At 43.8% G+C, this 21,671-nt stretch carries 14 protein-coding genes; 8 read left to right on the top strand and 6 right to left on the bottom strand.

Annotated features, from left to right (window positions below):
* Positions 1-95 precede the first annotated feature (95 nt).
* On the top strand, positions 96-296 hold the full coding sequence (locus AC6RV6_RS02910; protein ID WP_500238813.1) for a hypothetical protein: 201 nt from the start codon (positions 96-98) through the stop codon (positions 294-296).
* Here AC6RV6_RS02910 and AC6RV6_RS02915 read toward each other — a convergent pair.
* A complete protein-coding gene (locus tag AC6RV6_RS02915) occupies positions 293-1,102 on the bottom strand; it encodes a DUF3153 domain-containing protein (protein ID WP_500238814.1) in 810 nt (269 codons plus the stop codon). The two genes, AC6RV6_RS02910 and AC6RV6_RS02915, sit on opposite strands and share 4 nt — an antisense overlap.
* Here AC6RV6_RS02915 and AC6RV6_RS02920 point away from each other — a divergent pair.
* The 4 genes from AC6RV6_RS02920 to AC6RV6_RS02935 all read left to right on the top strand — a co-directional run bounded on the left by AC6RV6_RS02920 (position 1,101) and on the right by AC6RV6_RS02935 (position 5,829).
* Positions 1,101-1,250 (top strand): hypothetical protein, encoded by a 150-nt coding sequence (locus AC6RV6_RS02920; protein ID WP_500238815.1) that lies wholly within the window; start codon positions 1,101-1,103, stop codon positions 1,248-1,250. The genes AC6RV6_RS02915 and AC6RV6_RS02920 overlap by 2 nt on opposite strands.
* Before the next feature lie 12 nt (positions 1,251-1,262).
* The gene (locus tag AC6RV6_RS02925; RefSeq protein ID WP_500238816.1) at positions 1,263-1,457 is read left to right on the top strand and encodes a hypothetical protein; all 195 of its coding nucleotides are present in this window, start codon (positions 1,263-1,265) and stop codon (positions 1,455-1,457) included.
* A 63-nt stretch (positions 1,458-1,520) separates the two neighbouring features.
* The gene (polA, locus tag AC6RV6_RS02930; RefSeq protein WP_500238817.1) at positions 1,521-4,415 is read left to right on the top strand and encodes a DNA polymerase I; all 2,895 of its coding nucleotides are present in this window, start codon (positions 1,521-1,523) and stop codon (positions 4,413-4,415) included.
* 430 nt (positions 4,416-4,845) lie between these two features.
* Entirely contained in the window at positions 4,846-5,829 is a 984-nt protein-coding gene (locus AC6RV6_RS02935) for a putative GTPase (protein ID WP_500238818.1), read from the top strand.
* Positions 5,830-5,877: 48 nt separating this feature from the next.
* Here AC6RV6_RS02935 and AC6RV6_RS02940 read toward each other — a convergent pair whose 3' ends face one another.
* Genes AC6RV6_RS02940 through AC6RV6_RS02960 form a run of 5 tightly spaced genes read right to left on the bottom strand, consistent with a single transcriptional unit; the run spans position 5,878 to position 11,994 of the window.
* The gene (locus tag AC6RV6_RS02940; RefSeq protein WP_500238819.1) at positions 5,878-6,756 is read right to left on the bottom strand and encodes an SDR family oxidoreductase; all 879 of its coding nucleotides are present in this window, start codon (positions 6,754-6,756) and stop codon (positions 5,878-5,880) included.
* The gene (locus AC6RV6_RS02945) at positions 6,753-7,286 is read right to left on the bottom strand and encodes a YbjN domain-containing protein (RefSeq protein ID WP_500238820.1); all 534 of its coding nucleotides are present in this window, start codon (positions 7,284-7,286) and stop codon (positions 6,753-6,755) included. The genes AC6RV6_RS02940 and AC6RV6_RS02945 overlap by 4 nt, the downstream gene beginning before the upstream one ends.
* A 37-nt stretch (positions 7,287-7,323) precedes the next feature.
* Positions 7,324-8,643: a type III secretion system chaperone family protein gene (locus tag AC6RV6_RS02950; RefSeq protein WP_500238821.1), complete on the bottom strand. Its 1,320-nt coding sequence runs from the start codon at positions 8,641-8,643 to the stop codon at positions 7,324-7,326.
* 20 nt (positions 8,644-8,663) lie between these two features.
* On the bottom strand, positions 8,664-9,218 hold the full coding sequence (locus tag AC6RV6_RS02955) for a type III secretion system chaperone family protein (RefSeq protein WP_500238822.1): 555 nt from the start codon (positions 9,216-9,218) through the stop codon (positions 8,664-8,666).
* Between the two features lie 40 nt (positions 9,219-9,258).
* A complete protein-coding gene (locus AC6RV6_RS02960; protein ID WP_500238823.1) occupies positions 9,259-11,994 on the bottom strand; it encodes an eCIS core domain-containing protein in 2,736 nt (911 codons plus the stop codon).
* A 140-nt stretch (positions 11,995-12,134) separates the two neighbouring features.
* Here AC6RV6_RS02960 and AC6RV6_RS02965 point away from each other — a divergent pair, with 140 nt between their 5' ends.
* From AC6RV6_RS02965 to AC6RV6_RS02975, 3 genes are all read left to right on the top strand, one after another.
* Positions 12,135-14,099, top strand: a complete 1,965-nt coding sequence (locus AC6RV6_RS02965; protein WP_500238824.1) for an ATP-binding protein — start codon at positions 12,135-12,137, stop codon at positions 14,097-14,099.
* Entirely contained in the window at positions 14,096-14,242 is a 147-nt protein-coding gene (locus AC6RV6_RS02970; protein ID WP_500238825.1) for a hypothetical protein, read from the top strand. The genes AC6RV6_RS02965 and AC6RV6_RS02970 overlap by 4 nt, the downstream gene beginning before the upstream one ends.
* Positions 14,243-14,371: 129 nt before the next feature.
* Positions 14,372-21,460 (top strand): SBBP repeat-containing protein, encoded by a 7,089-nt coding sequence (locus AC6RV6_RS02975; protein ID WP_500238826.1) that lies wholly within the window; start codon positions 14,372-14,374, stop codon positions 21,458-21,460.
* The last annotated feature ends 211 nt before the right edge of the window (positions 21,461-21,671 follow it).

The raw sequence follows: 21,671 nt of genomic DNA on the forward strand, positions 1-21,671 counted from the left end.
GCAAACCCGAGATCGCTGCACCAGAACTGAAAAATTGAGACGATAGGGAGATATAAAAACGATCGGATTTGACAAAAATACTCTAAATAAAGTTCATGAATTCAACAAAAGCGTTAACTTCGACCTGTCGCCATTGCATTTTTTATTCCCCGGAAGGACGACGAGGAGGAAAATGCCAGCAATTGAATGTTCCCGTGCAAAGCTGTTGGAAAGCATGCAGCTTAGCGGCTCATCCTTTTGTTTCTTCTGAATGGGGTGCGAATAAGTTGAACCTCGAGCGAACGTTAAGTGTTTAAGAGGAAAAGGTTGAACTCGTCGGAACATTCGCCGCAGAAAAATACTTATCCTTCAAATAAATCCCGCCGATCGTTAACAAAACAATCGCGATAAATCCCATTCCTAAATAACTCGGAAGCCAATAAATTACCTCAATATGATTGATTTCCCCGGGTTGTAGCGTCCAGATCGAGAGATCGCCTTTCCGTCGCACGGGAGGAGAGATCCCATCGGGAGTGCGAACCAAATATCTTGCCCCCCAAGGAGTTGAGAGAGTAAACTCGATATCAATGGGAAAACCAGACTCGAGGGAAATGGGAGAGCGATCGCTTAAAACTTCCAACCCGCGTAAATCCACCGCCAAACTGAGGCGATCGCGTTCGAGTAAAATGAGATTGCTTTGATCGATCTTCATCTCCGAAACGAGTTGTACGGCATCAAGAGTACTGGTTTCTGAGGTGGCGATCTCTTGTCCTGCGGGATTAAAAAATTGGTTAAACTTGGCGACTAAATCTTTGCCATTAGTGAAAGGAATCGTCACGAGGAGTTCGTCATCCGCAAGCTGCTTGCTTTTCCCTTTTAACTTTTTGGCTCGATCTTCAATCGTTTTCAGCCAGCGAGAGGCTTCGGAAGGATTAAAGCGGGTGAGTTGTTCCCCTAATTGAACGTGCTGAGAAATCGTCCCCCCATTTTGACCTCGCACCGTCACTCCCACATCGTAGCGAATGCAGCCCGATAAAAAGAGTGCTGAAACCACCAAAAAGGCGATAAGCAGCCCGCGAGACAGTCGAACGTTTAAGCGTCGTTGCTTATATCCCAAACGCATGGGGCAAACCTCCTCCACAATTGCACCTACTTCCCTCGATACTACAGGAAATGGGGACTGTTCCACCCCTGTTGCCCTTGATGACAAAATTGGTTATATTTTGTTACAAAGTTTTAACACCCGCAAACAGTACCCTTTTTTAGGATAGCGATCGCAAGTCATGAAAATCTTGGAAATTCAAAACACAATCTCTCGAGAAACCAGTACTCTCAAAGATAAAATCGACCGAAGAGAATTGATTTTGTCCACCTATGTCGGCGATCCGACCCGACTGAAAACCGAACTGGAAAAATGGCGCTCTGAGTTGGAAATCTGGCAAAAATGCAAGAATATGATCGACCAAGCACAATGGTAGTCTCAATTCGCAATTCGGGGAATTGGTTTGTACAATGGGGGGACGTTAGAGTTTTAGAAACCTTTGAACGCTTCAACATCCCCCCAGATTTTGCTTCTTATTGACGGTCACTCCCTTGCCTTTCGGTCTTATTATGCTTTTGCGAAAGGACGAGATGGCGGTTTGCGGACTTCGACCGGTATTCCGACCAATATTTGTTTTGGTTTTCTTAAATCTCTTCTGCAAGTTATCCAAAGAGAACAACCAAAATTCCTTGCGATCGCTTTCGATACGGATGCACCAACTTTTCGTCACCAAGCCGATCCCACCTACAAAGCCGATCGCAAGGAAACGCCGGATGATTTTATTCCGGATATGAAGAATTTACAAGAACTGTTACAGGCACTCAATGTCACGATAATCGTTCAACCCGGATACGAAGCAGATGATATTCTCGGTACCTTAGCCGTGCAAGGAAGTCAAGCAGGATATCAAGTTAAAATTGTGACGGGCGATCGGGATTTGTTCCAAGTTGTGGATGATGAAAAACAGATTAGCGTCCTTTATTTAGATCCGAAAGCGATTAAAAGTGCGCGATCGCGATCGCCTGAATTTAAAGCCGCAGAAGTTGAAGAAAAATTAGGCATCACTCCTTCCCAAGTCATCGATTATAAAGCCCTGTGCGGCGATAAATCTGATAATATCCCCGGAATCAGAGGAATTGGCGATAAAACAGCAGTTAAGCTCCTCAAAGAATACGGAACATTAGAGAAAGTTTATGAAAATATCGAGCAGATTAAAGGGGCAAATCAGAAGAAACTCAAAACAGGACAAGAAGATGCCAAACATTCCCAATTTATGACAACCATTAAACTTGATGTTACTTTAAATATTGAAGTCGATAAATTGCAACTCCCCAGTTTCGATCGCCAGAAGGTTCAACCTTTACTCGAAAAGTTAGAACTGAAAAATCTCATTAAACAAATTGAAACGCTACAAGAACAACTTGGTGACAATTTTACAGAATCTAATGCTTTAGAAATAGAAGCACCTGCAAGGGAAGATACATGGTTTTTTAGTTCTGAAGATACGGACAATGCAGACCGAGAAGAAGAAGCGATTATCGCACCAGAAATCATTGATACAGAAGAGAAATTACTCGCATTAATCGAACGCTTAAAAACTTATACCGATCCCAAATTTCCCATTGCTTGGGATACGGAAACCAGTTCTCTCGAACCTCGCGATACGGAATTGGTGGGACTCGGCTGCTGTTGGGGGGAAAATCCGAATGAGATGGCTTATATCCCCCTCAGTCATGCGGAAGGAAAGCAACTGGAAAAAGTCGCTGTTTTAGAAGCATTAAAACCCATTCTAGAAAGCGATCGCTATCCCAAATCTTTCCAGAACGCGAAATTCGATCGCCTTGTCTTGTTTTATCAAGGAATTCAATTAGAGGGTGTTGTTTTCGACACCCTGTTAGCCAGTTACGTTCTCAGTCCAGACGGATTGCATAATTTAACCGACTTATCTCTCAAATACTTATCGGGAATTGTAGCAAAAAGTTATAAAGATTTAGGAATTCCCAAGGGAAAAAATATCGCCGCTCTCTCTATTCCCAAAGTTGCTAACTATTGCGGTATGGATGTTTATGCGACTTTTTGCCTCGTACCCAAATTGTGGCAAGAATTGGCAAAAATCCCCGAACTCGAAACATTGCTTTTAGAAGTCGAACAACCATTAGAACCGGTTCTCGCGACAATGGAAGATCGCGGGATTCGCATTGATACTGACTATCTCAAAAAACTCTCGGAACAATTAGGAAAAGACTTGACAAATATCGAGAAAAATGCTTACGAAGAAGCTGGCGAAGAATTTAATTTAGGGTCTCCCAAACAATTGAGTAAATTATTCTTTGAAACTTTAGGATTAAGTACCAAAAAGACGCGTAAAACGAAGACTGGATACTCGACTGACCATGCAACCTTAGAGAAATTAAAAGGAGATCATCCCGTCATCGATCGCATTCTCGAATATCGTACTCTCTCCAAACTCAAATCAACCTATGTCGATGCAATTCCTGCTCTCGTCCATCCTAAAACTCAACGCATTCACACCAATTTCAACCAAACGGTAACATCAACTGGTCGCCTATCTTCCTCCAATCCCAACTTACAAAATATCCCCATTCGCAGCGAATTTTCACGGCAAATTCGCCAAGCCTTTTTACCCCGAGAAGGATGGCAATTAGTCTCTGCCGACTATTCACAAATCGAACTGCGAATCCTCACTCATTTAAGTCAAGAACCCATTCTTTTAGAGGCATATCGCAACCATCAAGACGTGCATCGCGTCACCGCACAATTACTCTTTGAAAAAGAAGAGATTACCACGGACGAACGCCGTTTAGGAAAAACGATCAATTTTGGGGTAATTTACGGCATGGGAGCGCAACGTTTTGCTCGGGAAGCTGGCGTGAGTTCCAAAGAAGGAAAAGTTTTTATCGATCGCTATCGAGAGCGTTATGCGAAGGTCTTTGCTTATTTAGAACGGATGAAAAAAGAAGCGATCGCACGGGGTTATGTAGAAACTTTGTGCAAACGCCGTCGTTATTTTAATTTCGCGGGAGAAAGTATGCAGAAACTCAAAGGGATAGATACTGAAGCGATCGCACTTGAAGACCTGAAACGGCTCTCTCAAGGAGACGCACAACTCCTGAGAGCCGCCGCTAATGCTCCCATACAAGGATCGAGTGCAGATATTATTAAAATTGCCATGATTAAATTACATAAAATCTTGCAAACGTATCAAGCCAAATTGCTATTGCAAGTTCACGATGAATTGGTCTTTGAAATTCCCCCAGAAGAAAGGGAAGAATTAGAACCGAAAATTCGAGATGCAATGGAAAATGCCGTAAAATTAAGCATTCCTTTAGTTGTAGACGTAGGAGGAGGGGAAAATTGGATGCAAGCCAAATAAGAGAAACAACAAAAGTGAACTGCGATCGCTCCATTATCTAGCGGGAATTTAGATCTTTGTCCGGAAATCAAACTCAAACTTTCGAGAAATATAGAGAAATTCCCCATGCCGAGTAAAATAAAAGCGATCGGTATCAAAATGCGCCTATTTTTGTATCCGAGTAGAAAATTAAAAATCTACTCCTTTCCCAAGGATCGTCGTGCAATCAAGCTCTTTGCAATTTTGCCGGATAAGGGTATATGTCCATGAATATTGCCCTCGAAAAAGCAAAATGTTGAATGAAGTACCGCGATCTGCCGAATGCGATCGCCATCCATACAGAGTTTAAGACCATATCTCTAGAGATATTGACCCAAAATCTGGGTTGAAAGCACCATCTTTTTACACTCAGCTTTTCCTCAGAGTATATCAAAGCGTATACTAACGTAGAATGACCCCCATACCCCATCACAACCGGAATGACACAATGAGAGGACGCAAGATATTAATTTTTATATTCTTGGTGATTTGCGCCACGTTCGTCGTTATTTTGCTCAATGATTCGGAACAAGTAGCCGGGCCGATCTTGATCGGTCTTTTGCTCGTTGCTGTATTTGCTCTGATTTCAGTGGGTGCGACGACAGAACTCTACCGAGAGATCGTGCATAATCTTCACAATGATTCCATCCTCAAAAAACATTCAAGTCGTTTCTATCTTTACGGTCGCGGGGGGAGTGGCAAAACAACCCTGATTAAAAGTTGGTTGGGTGGGGAAGTTAGACCGGAACAAGCGACTAAATATTTTGCCTTTTATACGGCTGAAAAATATTTGGATTTAGAAACAAAACGGCGTTGTCGGATTGTTGTTTCTGATTATCAGGGTCAATCTCCTTCTCAAAATACCCTGAATGCTGCCCCGCAAGTAATTGGTTCTCCCGATAAGCGTTTGGTGAATGGAGTCTTTTTCATTGTTGATATTGCTCCTCGAATCGAAAAAAATAGCAAGCCGTTAGATACTAATGAATTAGTCGAATGGCTGGCCGTCGATACTGAAACCAAAATCCGCAAGCGAGTCGAACAGCATCTTGAATATATTGTCCCAGCAATTTTAGAAATTGTTTTTGCAACGGTCTATAGCAAAAATCTTTTATGCGTGACTTTAATCATTAATAAGATGGATTTGCTCGAGCAGATTGTGGCGATGGGATGTATTCCGGGGGTTAGTTTAGCTAATGTAGAAGAGTATGCGCGGAATTTATTCAAGCGTATTGAGTACAATATTCGCGATGCTTGCGATAAAATTGCGAAACCCGAACATCATATCGATTTTTCTGTGGCGTTAGTCAGTGCGGCCAAAGGAACGGGAGTGGCTAAAACTTTTAATCGCGTTCTGAAGAAATATGCAGATGTTAGATATAAAGAGAAGAAAAAGTAAGAATGAGTAATGGATGATTACTTGACAACTCATCACTAATAGCAACAATCATATTTTTCCTTTTAAGTCCGCTAATTCTTCGCGTACAGTTGGGGGATTGTAACCCAATTTAAAGGCTTTTGAGCTATCCATTGCAAGATCTGCGGGTCGAGGTGCGGCCATAATAATATCTTTTTGCGAGCAGGCTTTTAGACCCGTTTTAGGTAATTCTAAAACTTCTGCCATTAAACAACCAAATTCGTAGCGAGAGAGGCGTTCTTTTCCGCCTAAATGTAAAATCCCTTTTGCTTTTTCGAGAGCCAAAAATAATCCCTTTGTTGCGGTTTCTGCACTGGCTGGCATTCGGTACTCATCAACAAATAAAGTTAATTCTTGTTCTTGACGAAGCTGAGCGATAAATGATTGAATGAAACTGGGAGAATGAGGGGCAGCAATGCCAAACATTAAAGGCATTCGACAAACAGCAGTTTTAGGATAGCGTGCTAACATTTCTTGTTCTGCTAATACTTTTTGTTCGCCATAAATACTGACCGGACAAACGCGATCGCTTTCCGTATAGGGTGGATTTAAGCCATCAAATACAAGGTCAGTGGAGGTAAAAGCACAAGGAATATCTAACTCGGCACATAAATCGGCAATATAGCAGGAAGCCGTGACATTAATGCGATAAGATTCTTCAGGATGGGTTTGGCAATAATTGGGTTTTGCTGCTGCAGCAGTATGAATGACTGCATCGGGTTTAATTTCTGAAAAAAGTGTTTTTAAGGCTTGAAAATTGGTTAAATTGATTTTTTGAGATAATACTTCGGGAATATTAATTTCATGAGTGCGATAAGTCCCGAAAACTTGCCAATCTTGTTTTGTCGCAATTTGACATAAATTCCAGCCGAGAAAACCGCTAGATCCAGTGACAAGAAGTTTTTTCATTTCTGATAATGTGTAATAACTTCGAGGGGTGAACTTTTGCCTTCAATAACAGCCCTAAAAGCAGATAAATAGTAAACTAATGTTTCAGTGTTAGCTTGTAATAAGTTCCTAATTAAGGCCAAGTCGAGATGGCTATTTTTAATATCAATACAGGTTTTATAAGCAATACAACCTGTATCATAATCTAAATCAAAACTCCCGATCGCAGTCTCATAGTTAATTCTAGCTGTTAATTCTGAAATTGCGGACAGTGTATCCCGATCGGCAATAACGGGTAAAATTGAATACATGAGAAGTCGACCTTGTTCTTCAAAAGATTGAATGTAGCAATCCCAGCGATCGCTATCAATTTGAAAGGTACTATGAAGGAGGTTCACTTCTTCGCGATCGCAACTCCAGTCATTGAGGGTGAAGTAGTGAATAACCGCATCAATGATAGATCCGTTTAAAGGACTCGCTGCGATCGCCCGAGGATCGAATAGACTTTGTTTTTTTGAGTTAAGAATTGCTGCGATCGCTTGTTTGTCCATATTTTTTCTCAAGCTATTTTTTCTCAAGCTAGAATTACTAATTTGGGGTCACTTGATGAATTGCTTCAAGAGGGGCGATCTTTTGATCGATAACTTGTTTGAGAGTCGGTAAATAGCGATCCATCATCTCAACATTAGTATATACGAGTTGTTTGACCATTGACGGCGCTAAATGACTCCCTTCAACGTCAATACTGGTTTTATAGCGAATATCGCCGCGATCGTAATTTAACTCAAAATTTCCCATCACTATCTCCATATTTGCTCTGGCTAAAAATTCCGCAACTTCTGGTCTGCGATCCTCTGGGATAAATAAGGGACAATAAGAATAAAACAAAAATTGTTCGTAGGGTTCATTAATCTGGACTAAACAAGTCCATTCGCCATGAGATCCTTTGGCTTGGACATGAAAACGAGGAGAATCATCAGTATAATAAATTTGCCAATCTTCTCGAACGAAAAAAGATTCAACAATTTGCAATAACGGATTTTTATTAGGGTCTGATAGCTTATCGGTAAACTCCTCAAATAGAGATTGTAAATCTTCGCTTGGACTAGAAGTTAAATTTTTGCTCTGTTTTGTAACTGGCTCAAATAAGGATGACCAATCAATTAAAGGGTTATTATTCTCAATATTTCCTACCGTTTGAGACAATTCTTGTCCTTCGATAAGATTTGTTTCTTCTCGTAATTTTTTAGTAATTTTTTCAAGAAAAGGATGGAAATCTTGGTCGGGATGAGAAGCCTTAATTTGACTAAATTTTTGATATAATTCCAAACCTTCTGCAATATCTTCTTCTATTTCTGCAAAATCAAAATCTGTTGTCTCTTGTAGGAAGTCCAACATCCCATTTAAAAAGTCTTCCACGCGAAAATCTTCCGTTGCTTCTCCTAACTGTACGAATTTCCAAAAAGTATGATATCCTGTTGTGATTTGTTTCTGCTGTTGTTGTACTGATATTGCAAACCAACTCTCTGTTAAGACTAAAACATCTTGTGTTGACTGCGATCCTAACGTTTCTAAATAAGTAGCAGCTTTTCGGATGTTATGGGCATGAGGTTCTAATTGAGCGAGCAAAAAAGGGTTAAGCTGTAAGTTAATCTTGATTTTCTGGTTAGATACGAAGGATTGACCAAGAAACTTTCCTCTTAGGTCAGGATTGAGATTAAAAAGTGCTTTGCGATCGATATCCTGATAAATTTTAAGATTTGTGGAAAACTCCAAAGAACAAGAAACTAATGAATCTCCTTTCTTTTTCAGTCTTAAAGTCGGAGTTGCGATCGCGATCGCTTCTCCCGAAGAGTCAGATAAAATCAGGTCTGTTTTAAGTGTTTTTTTGCCGATCTTAAATGTCATAGAATCTACTTCTCGAAATATCAAAAATCAAGATCGTCTGGCTTTTTTTGACCCGTTGCAACAGCTTCGATTTTAGGGGCATACTCGTTAATGAGAAAGTAAATCAAATCAATTGTTCGTTGCACTAATTTCAAATTGACTTTATTTTGCTCGATTAACATTAGATATCGAAAAGCCAGAGTTACATCTTCAAACTGACCTAAATTAAAGCCAATCAAAGGTAAATTACCATTGAGTTTTTCATTCATTTGAGCAACATCTTGAAGATGGCTAGAATCTAGTTTAATATTGAGCGGAGCATAAAATTGTAGATGATCGAACTCACCGAAAATATCTTGATTCGATTCCAAGTCAGGATCTCCCATATTTTTCATTGCTTGATAAGCAGTGGAGGCAAAAGATAATTTAATAAACGTAACGAATTTTTGCTCATCACTGGGGAGACCGACAATCACTGATTCAATAGAATCATCCAGACTAGCGGGTTTAAATTGGGCATTAAAACCCGCTTTTTGTAGGCGGAGTGCAAGCTGTTCCGTTTGGTTTGTATTAGTCGATGATTTATTCCAAAACATAATTTGCACTAATCGCTAAAGTTACTAAGACTATAATGAATTAAATCATCTCATTCAGTTTCATGGCTTCGCTTATCTTCGTCTTAAGGACATCTTCATTACCGCTTCCGACATCGTCCACTACATCGCTAGCGCTAATACTCTTACTGGCCAGCAGTTGAGTAATCGCCTCTTTGAGGGTTATAGTTTGCTCATCTCCATCGATATCTAGCGTCACCTCCTCATCCCCTTTAGCAGTTGTTAAGGCTTCAACAATACCATAGTAAACAACATCGCTCTTTGCTTTCGTAACTGCGTGTTTGGTCATATAAGCATCAATTTCTTCAAGACGTTGTTGAATCGTTCGCTTTCCACTTTTTTTCTTACTAATGAGTTTATTAAACCAGCCTTTTTGCTCTTCGGTTGGGAAGTTTTTTCGATGCCATTTATGTAGTTTTCTTTCTTCCAAGCCACCGGGAGACGGTGCGGGAGTACCGGGAAGTGGCGTGCCGTCCCCAGTAAATCCTGAAACAGGCCCCTGGTTCTGAATCGTACCGTTATTGATATATAGATCCAGTAGGCCTCTCTCCTGATTCATCCGTTTAACATTACTTGTTCTGATCTTCTTGTGAACGTGTTTGCCAATTCCATAAATCAATGCTCCGATCGCCACAGCACCCACGATCCCCCAACCAATCGGCGTAGCTAATGCTGCTGTTGAAGCCACTGCTGAAGCAAGAGTGATGGCTCCTGCACCCACTGCACCCACTGCACTCATCGTCCCTTCAGTCATTTTGGACTTTTTGCTTCTTTCGTGTTGGGCGGCTGAAGTGGTTAGAGCCGCAACCATTTCTGCAATCAAGGGAATCTGCTGACCTTTAGCGGAGATATTCTCGTGAGTTGCTTGAACGACTAAAGGATCGGGATCTGTAATATTGGCCAAAGTACTATCGATGGCTTTAATATGGATTATAATTGCTTCAATTTCCTTTGCTTTTGCAGCAAGTTTTTCTTGTAATTTTGTGAAGCGATCGCCTGTTGTCGGACTATCCGGTTTTGTAGGACTCATGATAGCGCCTTGAAATGCTGCTCTTTGCTCTTCCTCAACCTCTTCATATTCCTCTATCTTCTCATCGCGCTCATTCTTCAACGTTTCTATTTTTTTCATCAATGCCCCTCGATCGTTGTAATTTTGGTTGACTTCCTCCTGCCATGCAAGCAATTGAGCGCTATCGGCTGCGATTTGCTTCTCACATTTAATCGATAGAGCCTCATAAACCCCAATTGTTTTCTCAATTTCTTTGATTTGTATTGCTTTGCGCCTGGCTTGTGTAAATAAGCGAACGGCGGAGATTGTACCCAAGACACTGCCCAAAGCCGCTCCAGCTAAGAAAGTCGCTCCACTCACTGCAGCAACTGCTCCAGGAGCTGATGAAAACGCCGCCCACAATGTCGTGATCCCGTTCGTAATTCCATTGAGACCCGAGACAATATTGCTACTTTCCTCGCCAATATTAAACTTAGCCGTGCCGATATTCTTCTTTAAAATGGAAACAGAAGTTTTCAGTCCTGCCTCACCGCCTTGCATTTGGGCTTCGGCAGCTTTAATTTCAGCACTCGCTTTCTTCGCACTTTTAACATTGGAGATTAAATCCTTGATTGCCCTACAAGTGTTAAATATATTGGTGGCTGCACCTAAACTGCCACCAACATGAGCCACAGAGACATCTCCACCTATCTTGGCGCTACCGCTTCCCATCAAAATATCGGAGCTAACATCATCGCTAACAGTTCCCCCACCGAGAAATTCGGATACAGGCCCCACTGTTGGGCCAGTACTTCCTGTCCCCATGTGGGCTGCGGCTGTGTCCGCAACATCGACAATTTCGGCAAAGATACCATCTTCATCAGCAAACCTGAGACGATTTCGCTGAATAATCTTTTGTGGCGCTCGGTTAATGTTAGATTCTATGCCACTGCCATTTTGCTGCACTACGTGGGTCAGTTCGTGGGCAATTAACTCCTGTCCTCCGCGATTGCCGGGGTTATACTCTCCTTGTTTAAAGAAAATATGAGAACCCGTGGTAAAGGCGCGGGCTTGAATTGATCGATTGAGGCGATCGGACTGAGTATCCGTATGGACTCGCACGCCACTAAAATTTGCCCCCATTGCCTGTCCCATAGAGGTTTGCGTTCCAGTATCTAGGGGTTGTCCGCCACTTTGCGCTCGGTTAATTGCCGTTTCTAATTTTGGGGAAGCATCGCCGACCTCCACAGCTTCTCGGCGTTGCAGGGCTGCGGGTTTGGCTTGAAGGCGAGAAATGGGTGGGGGCATCTGTAAGGACGAGTTTCCTCTCATTCCTGCTATGAGGGGTTTACGCTGAATCGAGTCATTCTCATTATCTCCCGAAGAATCTCCCGAGTTCCCCGTCGAACCTACCGCCGAAGTCTGAAGGCGTTGCACGACTTCTCGGGAGACGCGATCGGCTTCTTGCTCGTATTTATCGTTAGATTCACCAATGGTCATTTTGGCTTGTATGCCCAGTTGCGGCATGAGGGCGGAGGGGGAAGGCTGCCCTGTATCCATTGCGGGTTGAATTTTGTGTAAAAGACTGCCTCCTTGTTCTAAGGAAGAAGACTCTGTTGGCGACGACTTACTCTGCTCGTCATTCGCATCATTATCCAATTGAGCGCGGTTAAATTGCGTTTGTGGAGAGGAGGAAGCAACCTTTTTTTTTGCTGTTCGGCTCGGCTGAATTGATTGACGCTTCAGAGCATGAGTATGACGACCAACCATGATTTTATTCTTTAAGCGTGTGGTTATTGGTTCATTATATAATTAATACTTTCCTCCAGTCATCTAGACGGAAGTTTAATTTTGCTTGTGGGATTGAGTAGCGATCGCCTCCCAAGTCATAACACTGCTAGATAAAGATAATGACCAATGCTTCTTCGCAAAATCTTAGCTGGTACGAGCAGAACCAACAGGTTTTAATGGAGGGAATCGATCGCATTAAACGCGCCCTAGAGTATTTCCACGAAAACCAGCGATCGCTATCTCCAGAACCTCAAAGCTGGCCGCCGAATTCCAGTCTTGCTTCTCTACAAAAACAATTTGGACTTTCTGATTTTGCCTTAGATTTAATACTTTTGTGTGTGGCTCGGGCGATCGATCCGACTGTTGGCAAACTCTGCGGGCAAATTCGAGGCAATCCTAACCTTAATTTCCCTAATTTGATGTTGGGTTTAGCGGCTCTACCGGGAGCAGAATTCAATGTACTTTCACCGCAGAAGCCTTTGCTAAGCTGGCAACTCATTGCCTTAGAGCCGCATCCCATCTTAACCGAGGCCCCCCTCAAGCTCAACCATCGCGTTCTTTGTTATCTCCTTGGGGAAGGAGCGATCGATCCGGTATTGCAAGGATTCGTCAAATCGGGACTCACTTTTAACTCACAAGTTCCGTTGGTCAAATCTCATGCTGTTTTGGCTGAGAAACTCACTCAATCTTGGCAAAGCGATCGCGCAACGCAAGATTGGCCGATTTTGCAACTCTGTGGTACAGATGTGCAAACCATGTACCAAATTGCCGATGCGATCGCGCAACAGATGGGTTTTGATTTGCAAGTATTGGTGGCCGATGCTTTACCCCAAGATACGAGGGAATTAAATAATCTCCGGTTGATTTGGGAGCGAGAAGCCATCTTGGGAGGTCGCATTTTATTACTAGATACCCATGAATTGCGAGGGGAAAATCTACCACGTCAGAGAGCGATTCAACAGTGGCTCGAGTCAGTCACAACCCCGCTTATTCTCTGTAGTGAAGAACGCTATTCCAGTCAGAGAAAAGCGATCGCAACGCATTCTGTACCCTCTTTAACTTATCAAGAACGAAAGCATCTCTGGGAGAAACACCTTGGCTCTGCGATTCCTCACTTAAACGGACAACTCGATCGCATTGCGGGTCAATTTCGCATCAATGCCAGTTTAATTCAGACTGCCAGCCAGCAACTTCTCTCGACTCGACAGACTGAACCCGATATTATGTCCCAACAATTATGGCATATTTGTCGGCTTCAGGCTCGCCCTTCTTTGCAGGATTTGGCTCAATACATCCAACCGAAAGCCACTTGGCAAGATTTAGTTTTACCTGATAATTTGCAAGAGATTTTATGGCAAATTACCGCCCATTTACGACAAAAAGTTAAGATCCAAGAAGAGTGGGGTTTTGGTGCAAAAAATAGCCGAGGTTTGGGATTAAGTGCCTTGTTTGCCGGAGCGAGTGGAACAGGGAAAACAATGGCAGCAGAAGTGCTGGCACAAGAACTGCGACTGGATTTATTTCGCATTGATCTCAGTGCTGTAACCAGTAAATATATTGGCGAAACAGAAAAGAACTTGCAACGTATTTTTGATGCGGCGGAAACCGGCGGTACGATTTTATTATTTGATGAAGCTGATGCCCTTTTTGGCAAGCGGACTCAAGTCAAAGATAGCCGCGATCGCTTTGCTAATTTGGAAGTTAGTTACTTGTTACAACGCATGGAGACATATCAAGGTTTAGCTATTTTAACGACAAATCTGAAAGATTCCATCGATCAAGCATTTTTACGGCGTATCCCTTTTGTTTTAAACTTTCCCTTTCCTAAGAAAGAGGCTCGCGCTGAAATTTGGCGGCGAGTATTTCCTTCGCAAACACCGACGGAGCAGTTAAACTATGAACATTTAGGTCAACTAAATATAGCAGGGGGAAATATTCGCAGTATTGCTCTCAATGCTGCCGTCCTCGCAGCCGATGCGGAACAATCGGTACAGATGCAACACATTTTTCAGGCGACTCAGAGCGAATATATAAAATTAGGCCGTGTGATGGTCAATACGGAAACCCAAGGTTGGTTGAAATGAAAATTCAATGGTTATTACTTTTGATAACAAAAATTTATCATCTCGTTGCGACTTTATTAGAAGATCGCAGAATAAAACCTTCCGGTCAACTGGTCGATAGTGGAAAGATAAAAGAGCGATCGCTTCGCATCGAGAGTTTCTAATGTAACGGAATGTTACATTAATTTTTTTGCTTGCATAATAATTGCCATCCTCGCCAAAGAAGCAATAGAGCCTTCAAGCGAGGGTTTGTTATTCGCTATCAATCGTGCTTTTACAATCGGAATACGACCATGTTCGATCGCCTGTTTAAATTCATCTTTCCTTCCGCAAACCAAAACCCGCCTAAATTCCAGGCCTTGATTCTCGAACCCATCCTCACCCCGAGCGCGATCGTCGAAGTTGAGGATTTATTCGATGGCGATGTACCCGATGGCGATATTTTTTCGTCACTCGGAGACGACCTCGAAGACATTCCCTTTGCACCTTCCCAATCTGTTGCTTTCGAGTCGGGTTACTTTACCGTAGGAGAAGGAGGCGAGGTGGGTATCGATTTTCTCTTCGATAGTGGCAAATATCAATTTGAATTAGCAATTTTTAGTTTGGAGGACTTGGACGAAACTCCCGGTAGCGAGGAATTCATACGAGAGGCGGCACGACGCGCCCTAACTAATACAACAGAAGGCTATACGGTTATTAGCGATCGCCTCGAGGGAGCAAGATTTGATGGAGATTTGGGAGAAGGAAAAGACTGGAATACCGGGGATTATTTGGGGGTGAAAACCTTCAAAATGGAAGCGGGGAAGCAGTTTGGAATTATGCTCGTTCCCAACGGAACGATCGAGGATGTTTACGAAAATCCGAATATAGGCGGCTCCAAAGCACCCTTATTTTCCCTAGCAACTGCCAATCCTGACGATACCCTACATCTTACGCAAATTGCCGACGTGACGGGAGAAGGAAATACTTTTGCAATGGAGGACGTGCAGCCGGGTCACAAGTGGTTTGACGGGGATTACAACGACCTCATTTTTCAAGTTCGGGGGGCGACGGGGGAGGCGGTATATTTGGACGATCTAGTGGACGTGGGAGAGGATTGGCGAGAGACGGATAGGGGAGAGGCAATCGTGAACTATGCCCGTGACGCGATCGCTGACGAACCCGTTTTACCGGACGTTTCTGAAGGGCAGCAACCCCTTATCGGGGTTATCGATGAGGGAGAATTTTCGGCGGAGGAGGGCGATTCTCTGACCGAGACGCTACGCGAACGCTTGAATTTGGGGCGCGATCGCATTGATGGCGATGACGATCCCTTGTTGAGTGCGGGAGAAGAAGCAGAAACGGATATTATTGGGGCGATCGAGAATGAAACTGTCCCGTTATGGGTAGGACGCGCCGATGGGGAAACTTGGGGAGAATCTTTGGTTGAATTTGTGGAGGAAGCTCGGGGATCGGGACGGGATAACGCGATCGCTCATCTTTCCCTCGATAATCTTTTGGGGGAAACATTGGGAGAAACTGAAAAAGCCGCACTGACTTACACTCGGGACAATGGCATGTTAGTGGTCATTGGGGGAGCGGGTGAAGAATGGGGCGCGGGTTGGGAAGAGGCGATCGCGGAATACGATAATATCGTGACGGTGGGTGCGGTGGAGAATGCAGACATTGAGGCGGCGGAGTTGGCGGGACAGTTTTCGCAGGTTTGGGCGGTGAATCCGGAACTTTCCCACACTCAAGTTATTGAAATTCTCGAACAAACGGCGACGGCGCGGAATTCGGAAACTGGGGCAGCAATTATCGATGTCGTGGCGGCGGGGTATTTGGCGGCGGCAACGACTCCCGATCCGCACAAACGACACTTGCCTCCCTTTCCCGATGCACCCGACAATCCAGAAACCGATTGGCAAGGATGGGAATCGGGAGTATTTACGGTGGGCGAAACGAGTGAGGTCGCGATCGATACGCTCTATGATGGCGGGTCTTATGAAGGGGAAATGGCGATTTTTGACGTGGCGGGTTTGGAGGCGTTTAAACCAGGATCGCCAGAGTTTATTGTGGAGGTGACGCGGCGGATTCTAGAGGGAGAGGGCGGCATCGTTTTCTCAGATAAGGGAGGGGCAGCGCGATTTGCCAGTGAGGAAAATGAGGGAAGTTATGCAGGGGTGCAAACGGTGGCGATGAATCCGGGGACGGAGTTTGGGATCGTGTTGATTCCCAATGGGACGATCGCCGAGTTGGCGGAAAATCCCGCTTTGGGTTTGGCGAAACAGCCGCTTTTCTCCCTGTCTCCGGTTAATGCGATCGCGGGATTCAATGGCGGTTATTTGGCAGATGTGACGGGACAGGGGAAAGCGTTTGCGTTTGAGGAAAATCGCAATCCCCAAGCGGTGCGAGAGTATGGCGATTTGCTCTTTACTCTCGGCGGTGCGACGGGAAGCACTCCTTTATTGGAGGAGGTTGCTCCGGTGCGGGATTGGCAAAATACGCGCTTTGGGGAAATCTTTAAAAATGCAGTCAGTTTTGTACCGGGAGAGGGAGATATCTCCGATTCTCTATCCGGTCGAGTGCGAATGGCGTTGCAGCGATCGCAAAATCTCGACAATTACGATCCTGTCGTTTTAGCACAAACGCGAGAATGGGTGGTGGGGATTGCTCCGAGTCAGTCTCCGACCCAGTTGGCGGAGTTATTCGGGGCAAAATACCTGAAAGCGACGGGTTACATTCCTAACACTTATGTTTGGGAGTTTCCCGATACCCTGACCCCAGAGGAAATCGCACAAAAGTTAAAAGGGTTTGCGGGAATTGAGTTTACCTATCCCTTGGTGCCGATCGCGATCGCTTTTCACGACGATCCTTTGGTTGCGGATGGTACGCAATGGCATTTACGCAGTGGCAATGCGATCGATGCCAATGTGACGAAGGCATGGGAGACGGCGAAGGGTGAAGGGGTTGTCGTGGGGATTGTTGACGATGGATTTAACTACACCCATGAAGAGTTAAACGGAGATAAATATCGCTCGGATTTGAGTCGAGATTTTGGGGAAACGACAGCGAATGGGACTTACGACACAGATCCCGATGCGGCGATTTTTTCGACGCATACTTATACGGGAATTGGCGGGATTTGGGCAGAAGAAACAAACTATATTCCTTTGACAGTTCGAGGTTTGGGAAGCAGTCAAATTCAAGATGTGACGCTAGATTTGACGTTTAACCATGCGTTTGCGAACAATTTGCAGGCCTTTTTAATTAGTCCGGAAGGGGAGCGGGTTTCCTTGGACGATCCGGCTGCTTTGGATGCGTTTGACGGGCAAAATCCGGAGGGAATGTGGGTTTTGGAGATTGAGGATCCGAGTGCGGAAGGGGGCGCGATCGCGGATTGGTCGCTAACATTCGATACTTTACAGACTCACGGAACAAAAGTGGCAGGGGTTGCCGTAGGGCGAGGGGATAATGGTGTAGGAGGAAGCGGAGTCGCGCCCGAGGCATCTTGGGCGGGGTTGCAATTGGGCAATCGAGTGACGGATTTAAGTATTGCCGATTCCCTTTCTTATCTTGCCAATGATATCGATATTTATAACAATAGCTGGGGATTGAATGGATTTACAGGGCTTACGCCGATGGTAGAATACGCGATCGCGGCGGGGGCAAATTCGGGACGGGACGGACTGGGGAATATTTATGTGTTTGCGGCGGGCAATGATGGGGGCGGTAGTTTGGGCAGTCATGCGAATGACGACAATTTAGCCAATTCCCGCCAAACTATTGCGGTGGCGGCGGTGAATGGGGACGGAGTGCGATCGGGTTACAGCGAGACGGGGGCTTCGCTTTTGGTTTCGGCGTATTCTAGCGATCGCTTAACCTTCAATGGCAATTCTCTCACGATTCCGGTGGATTCATCTCAAATTGCCTATTCTGAGATTACCGTTTCCGAGGAAAATGAAGCGGTGAATGATGTCACGGCGACGATATTTCTCGATCCAGATTATCACGATAATTTGAACGATCTAAGCGTTGCTTTGGTCAGTCCGTCGGATGAGGAAGTGCTGTTATTTGAAGGTACTCAATTTAGCAAATCTGCCCAAGAACTTGTCGATCCTTCGTCTTGGGGATATCCCGTTCCTTTGACTTTTTCGGATCGCGCAACGCGGGTTCTCGGTGCAGGAGAAAACCCATTTCAAGGACAGGTATTACCTCAAAATGGTTCGCTGTCCCAATTGGCTAAAAATGGCGTTGCAGGGGCGTGGAAACTCAAAGTCTGGAATAATACGACAGGAGAAGAAAAGTTTTTAGATGGGTGGCAATTGTCCCTCGATACGAATAAAATTACGACGACGGGAATAGATGGAAATAATTATACATCTGATTTTGGCGGAACTTCGGCGGCGGCTCCGTTTGTGTCGGGGGTAGTAGCGTTAATGTTGGAGGCAAATCCGACTTTAACATGGCGAGACGTACAGCATATTTTAATCGAAACGTCGCAACCGGAAGAAGGAAAGCCAGAGAATTTAAACGATCCAAATTCGCCGAATTGGGTACAAAATGGCGCGGGATATTGGGTCAATCACGATTATGGTTTTGGGGTAGTCAATGCAGAAGCATCGGTGAATTTGGCGAAGGATTGGAATTCGGTTGGTAAGGAAGTTTCGGTGACAAAATCTCAGCCAAAACTCAAGAAAATGACGGAAACGGGAAATTATTCCGATGTTTCTGTCGATATCAATTCGGTTGAAGACGATATGACAATGGAATGGGTAGAAGTGGCATTTAAGACGGATCATCCTTTACCGGGATTTCTCGATATTGTTTTAGAACATCGCTATGAAGATGCAAATGGAGAACTTATTGTGACAGAATCGGTATTGAATAAGCCTAATTTAAGTGGAGTTCGTGCAGATAGCAACAATCCTTTTCGCTGGAGTTTTACATCTGCTCATCACTGGGGAGAACCGTCTTACGGAACATGGCGTTTAAAGGTGAAAGATGAACTCTATACAGGAACAAATAGTTCTTGGGGAGATTGGTCAATTAATCTTTATGGGACTAAGCCAACGGTATCAATTGAAGCAACGGATCCGGAGGCGACAGAAGGAGAAGATCCGGGAGAGTTTACAATCTATCGCACGGGGAATGTTGAAAAAGATTTAGTTGTGAATTATGAAATTGAAGGCGGAGGTCATTGGTCAAAACCAGCAGCGCAAAACGGTGAAGATTATGAAACTCTAACAGGCAGTATTTCCATTCCTGCTGGTTTTTCTTCCACTACTCTATCTATCAATACCATAGATGATGCTGTGGTTGAAAAAATTGAAAATGTAAAAGTAAAATTGGTTAAAAATAACCAATATGAAATGGGGAATATCAGTCGAGATGAAATAACAATCTGGGATAATGAGTTACCGGAAATTTCTCTGCTGACTAGCGATCATGCTGTGCATCCGGGTTATGATTGGGATAATTATGGTTCGGAATCTGAAAATGATAGTCGTTTTTATTTTCGCCGATTTGGTGATGTTTCAGAACCGATAACTATTAAATACTCTCTTTCTGGAACAGCATTGAATGGTATTGACTATGAAACAATGTCTGAAAATTGGACAATTCCAGCAGGCTTTAATTATGGTAAGTGGTTATCAGTCATTCCAATTGATGATATTGAAATAGAAGGAGAAGAGGAAATTGTTATCGATATTGATTCCGATCCAACTTATACAATTTCATCTGATTTTAATCAAGTGACTTTGCCTTTGTGGGATAATGATGACAAACCAACTGTCAATATTCAGGTCATTAACTCCTCAATTTCAGAATTTGGTGAAACAGGTCAGTTTCGTGTTACCAGAACTGGAAATATAACAGAAGAATTAGAAGTAGAATATTACGTTCATCAACACGCTTGGCGAAAACCTGCAATCAATGGTGAGGACTACAATACTTTATCGGGGAAAATTACAATTCCTGTCGGAGAAGATTCGATTACCATTGACATTTATCCTATTGATGACAATATTTCTGAGGATGAAGAATGGGTAGAGATTGACTTAATACAAAACTCTAACTATGCTATTGGTCCTCAACAGTGGGGGCAGATTATCATCAAAGATAACGATCAACTGGAAAGTAAATGGCAAGAACAACTAGGGACGACAGAATACGATCGCGCTAACTCAGTCGCCTTTGATAGTGATAACAACGTTTATATTGCAGGGCGAACCTCTGGAGATTTAAACGAGATAAATACAGGAGTACATGATACTTTTATTGCGAAATATGATAGCAGTGGTAATGAAAAATGGAAAGTACAACTTGGCACTGAAGGTTATGACGAAGCATCGGGCATTGTTGTGGATAAAGATAACAATATCTACGTTACAGGTTGGACAGATGGAACAATTGATGGAACGGGAACAGAACGAGACGCATGGATTGCTAAATATAATAGTAATGGCGGGCTAATTTGGAAACGCGAACTAACAAACTCAAACTCTGACTATGCTAATGCTTTAACCGTCGATAATTTAGGAAATGTTTATCTCACGGGGCGAACTTCTGGTGAAGCAAATATTTGGTTTGCAAAATATGACGGTAGTGGTAATTTATTAAAAAATCAGTTATTAGGAACGCCTTTTGTAGATGAAGCTAATGATATTGCTGTCGATCCTGATGGCAATATTTACATTACCGGACAAACTCAAGGAAGACTAGGTGATAAAGTTTACAAAGAGGGCGATGCTTGGAAAGATCATCAAGGAAATGATGCAGATGCTTGGGTTGCAAAATACAACAGTTCGGGCAATCGAGAATGGATTAAGCAATTGGGAACGATCACCGAAGATATTGCTCATTCAATTAGTGTTAGCGAGACAGGCAATATCTATCTTTCCGGACAAACTCGAGGATGGTTAGGTAATACTTATGAGGGTAATGCTTGGGACTGGGTAGGCGATCCTGACGCACAAGTGAGGGCAGCCGATCGTCAGGAAATACACGATCTCGGCGGCACCTATTACGGAGAAACCGATGCTTGGGTTGCCCAACTGGATGCGGATGGAAATCTGAACTGGAAACGACAACTCGGCACCGAGGCAAGCGATCGCGCCACCTCCGTCGTTGCAGACAGTAACGGCAACGTCTACCTTGCAGGCAACAGCCGAGGAAAAATGGACGATGCCACCCATTTCGGCAAAGATGACGCATGGATCGCTAAATACGACATTAACGGCGCATTACAATGGCGACAGCAATACGGTACCGCCGCCGATGATATCGTTGCCGATATTGCCCTCGCCGGAGATGGTCTCTATCTCACCGGATATACCGCCGGAAAACTCGGCGATATCCATTTCGGTAAAGAGGACGCATGGGTGATGAAACTGGCTTGATTGTTGGGGATTCGATAATGTTTAAAGATCCTTGCGATCGCCGAATTGATAATCGCGTTGATTCTGCGATCGCCGATCCGTCAGGGATTAAAAATCCCTGCCTCATAGGAAAAATCCATTGAAATGGATTGAAACGGTAAAATCCTAACCTCAATTGGCGGTCGCAGTCCTCTTTAGAGGACTTTTTGTATGAGACGGGGAATTTGATTCC

This window comes from Spirulina sp. LEGE 11439 (assembly GCF_059821285.1).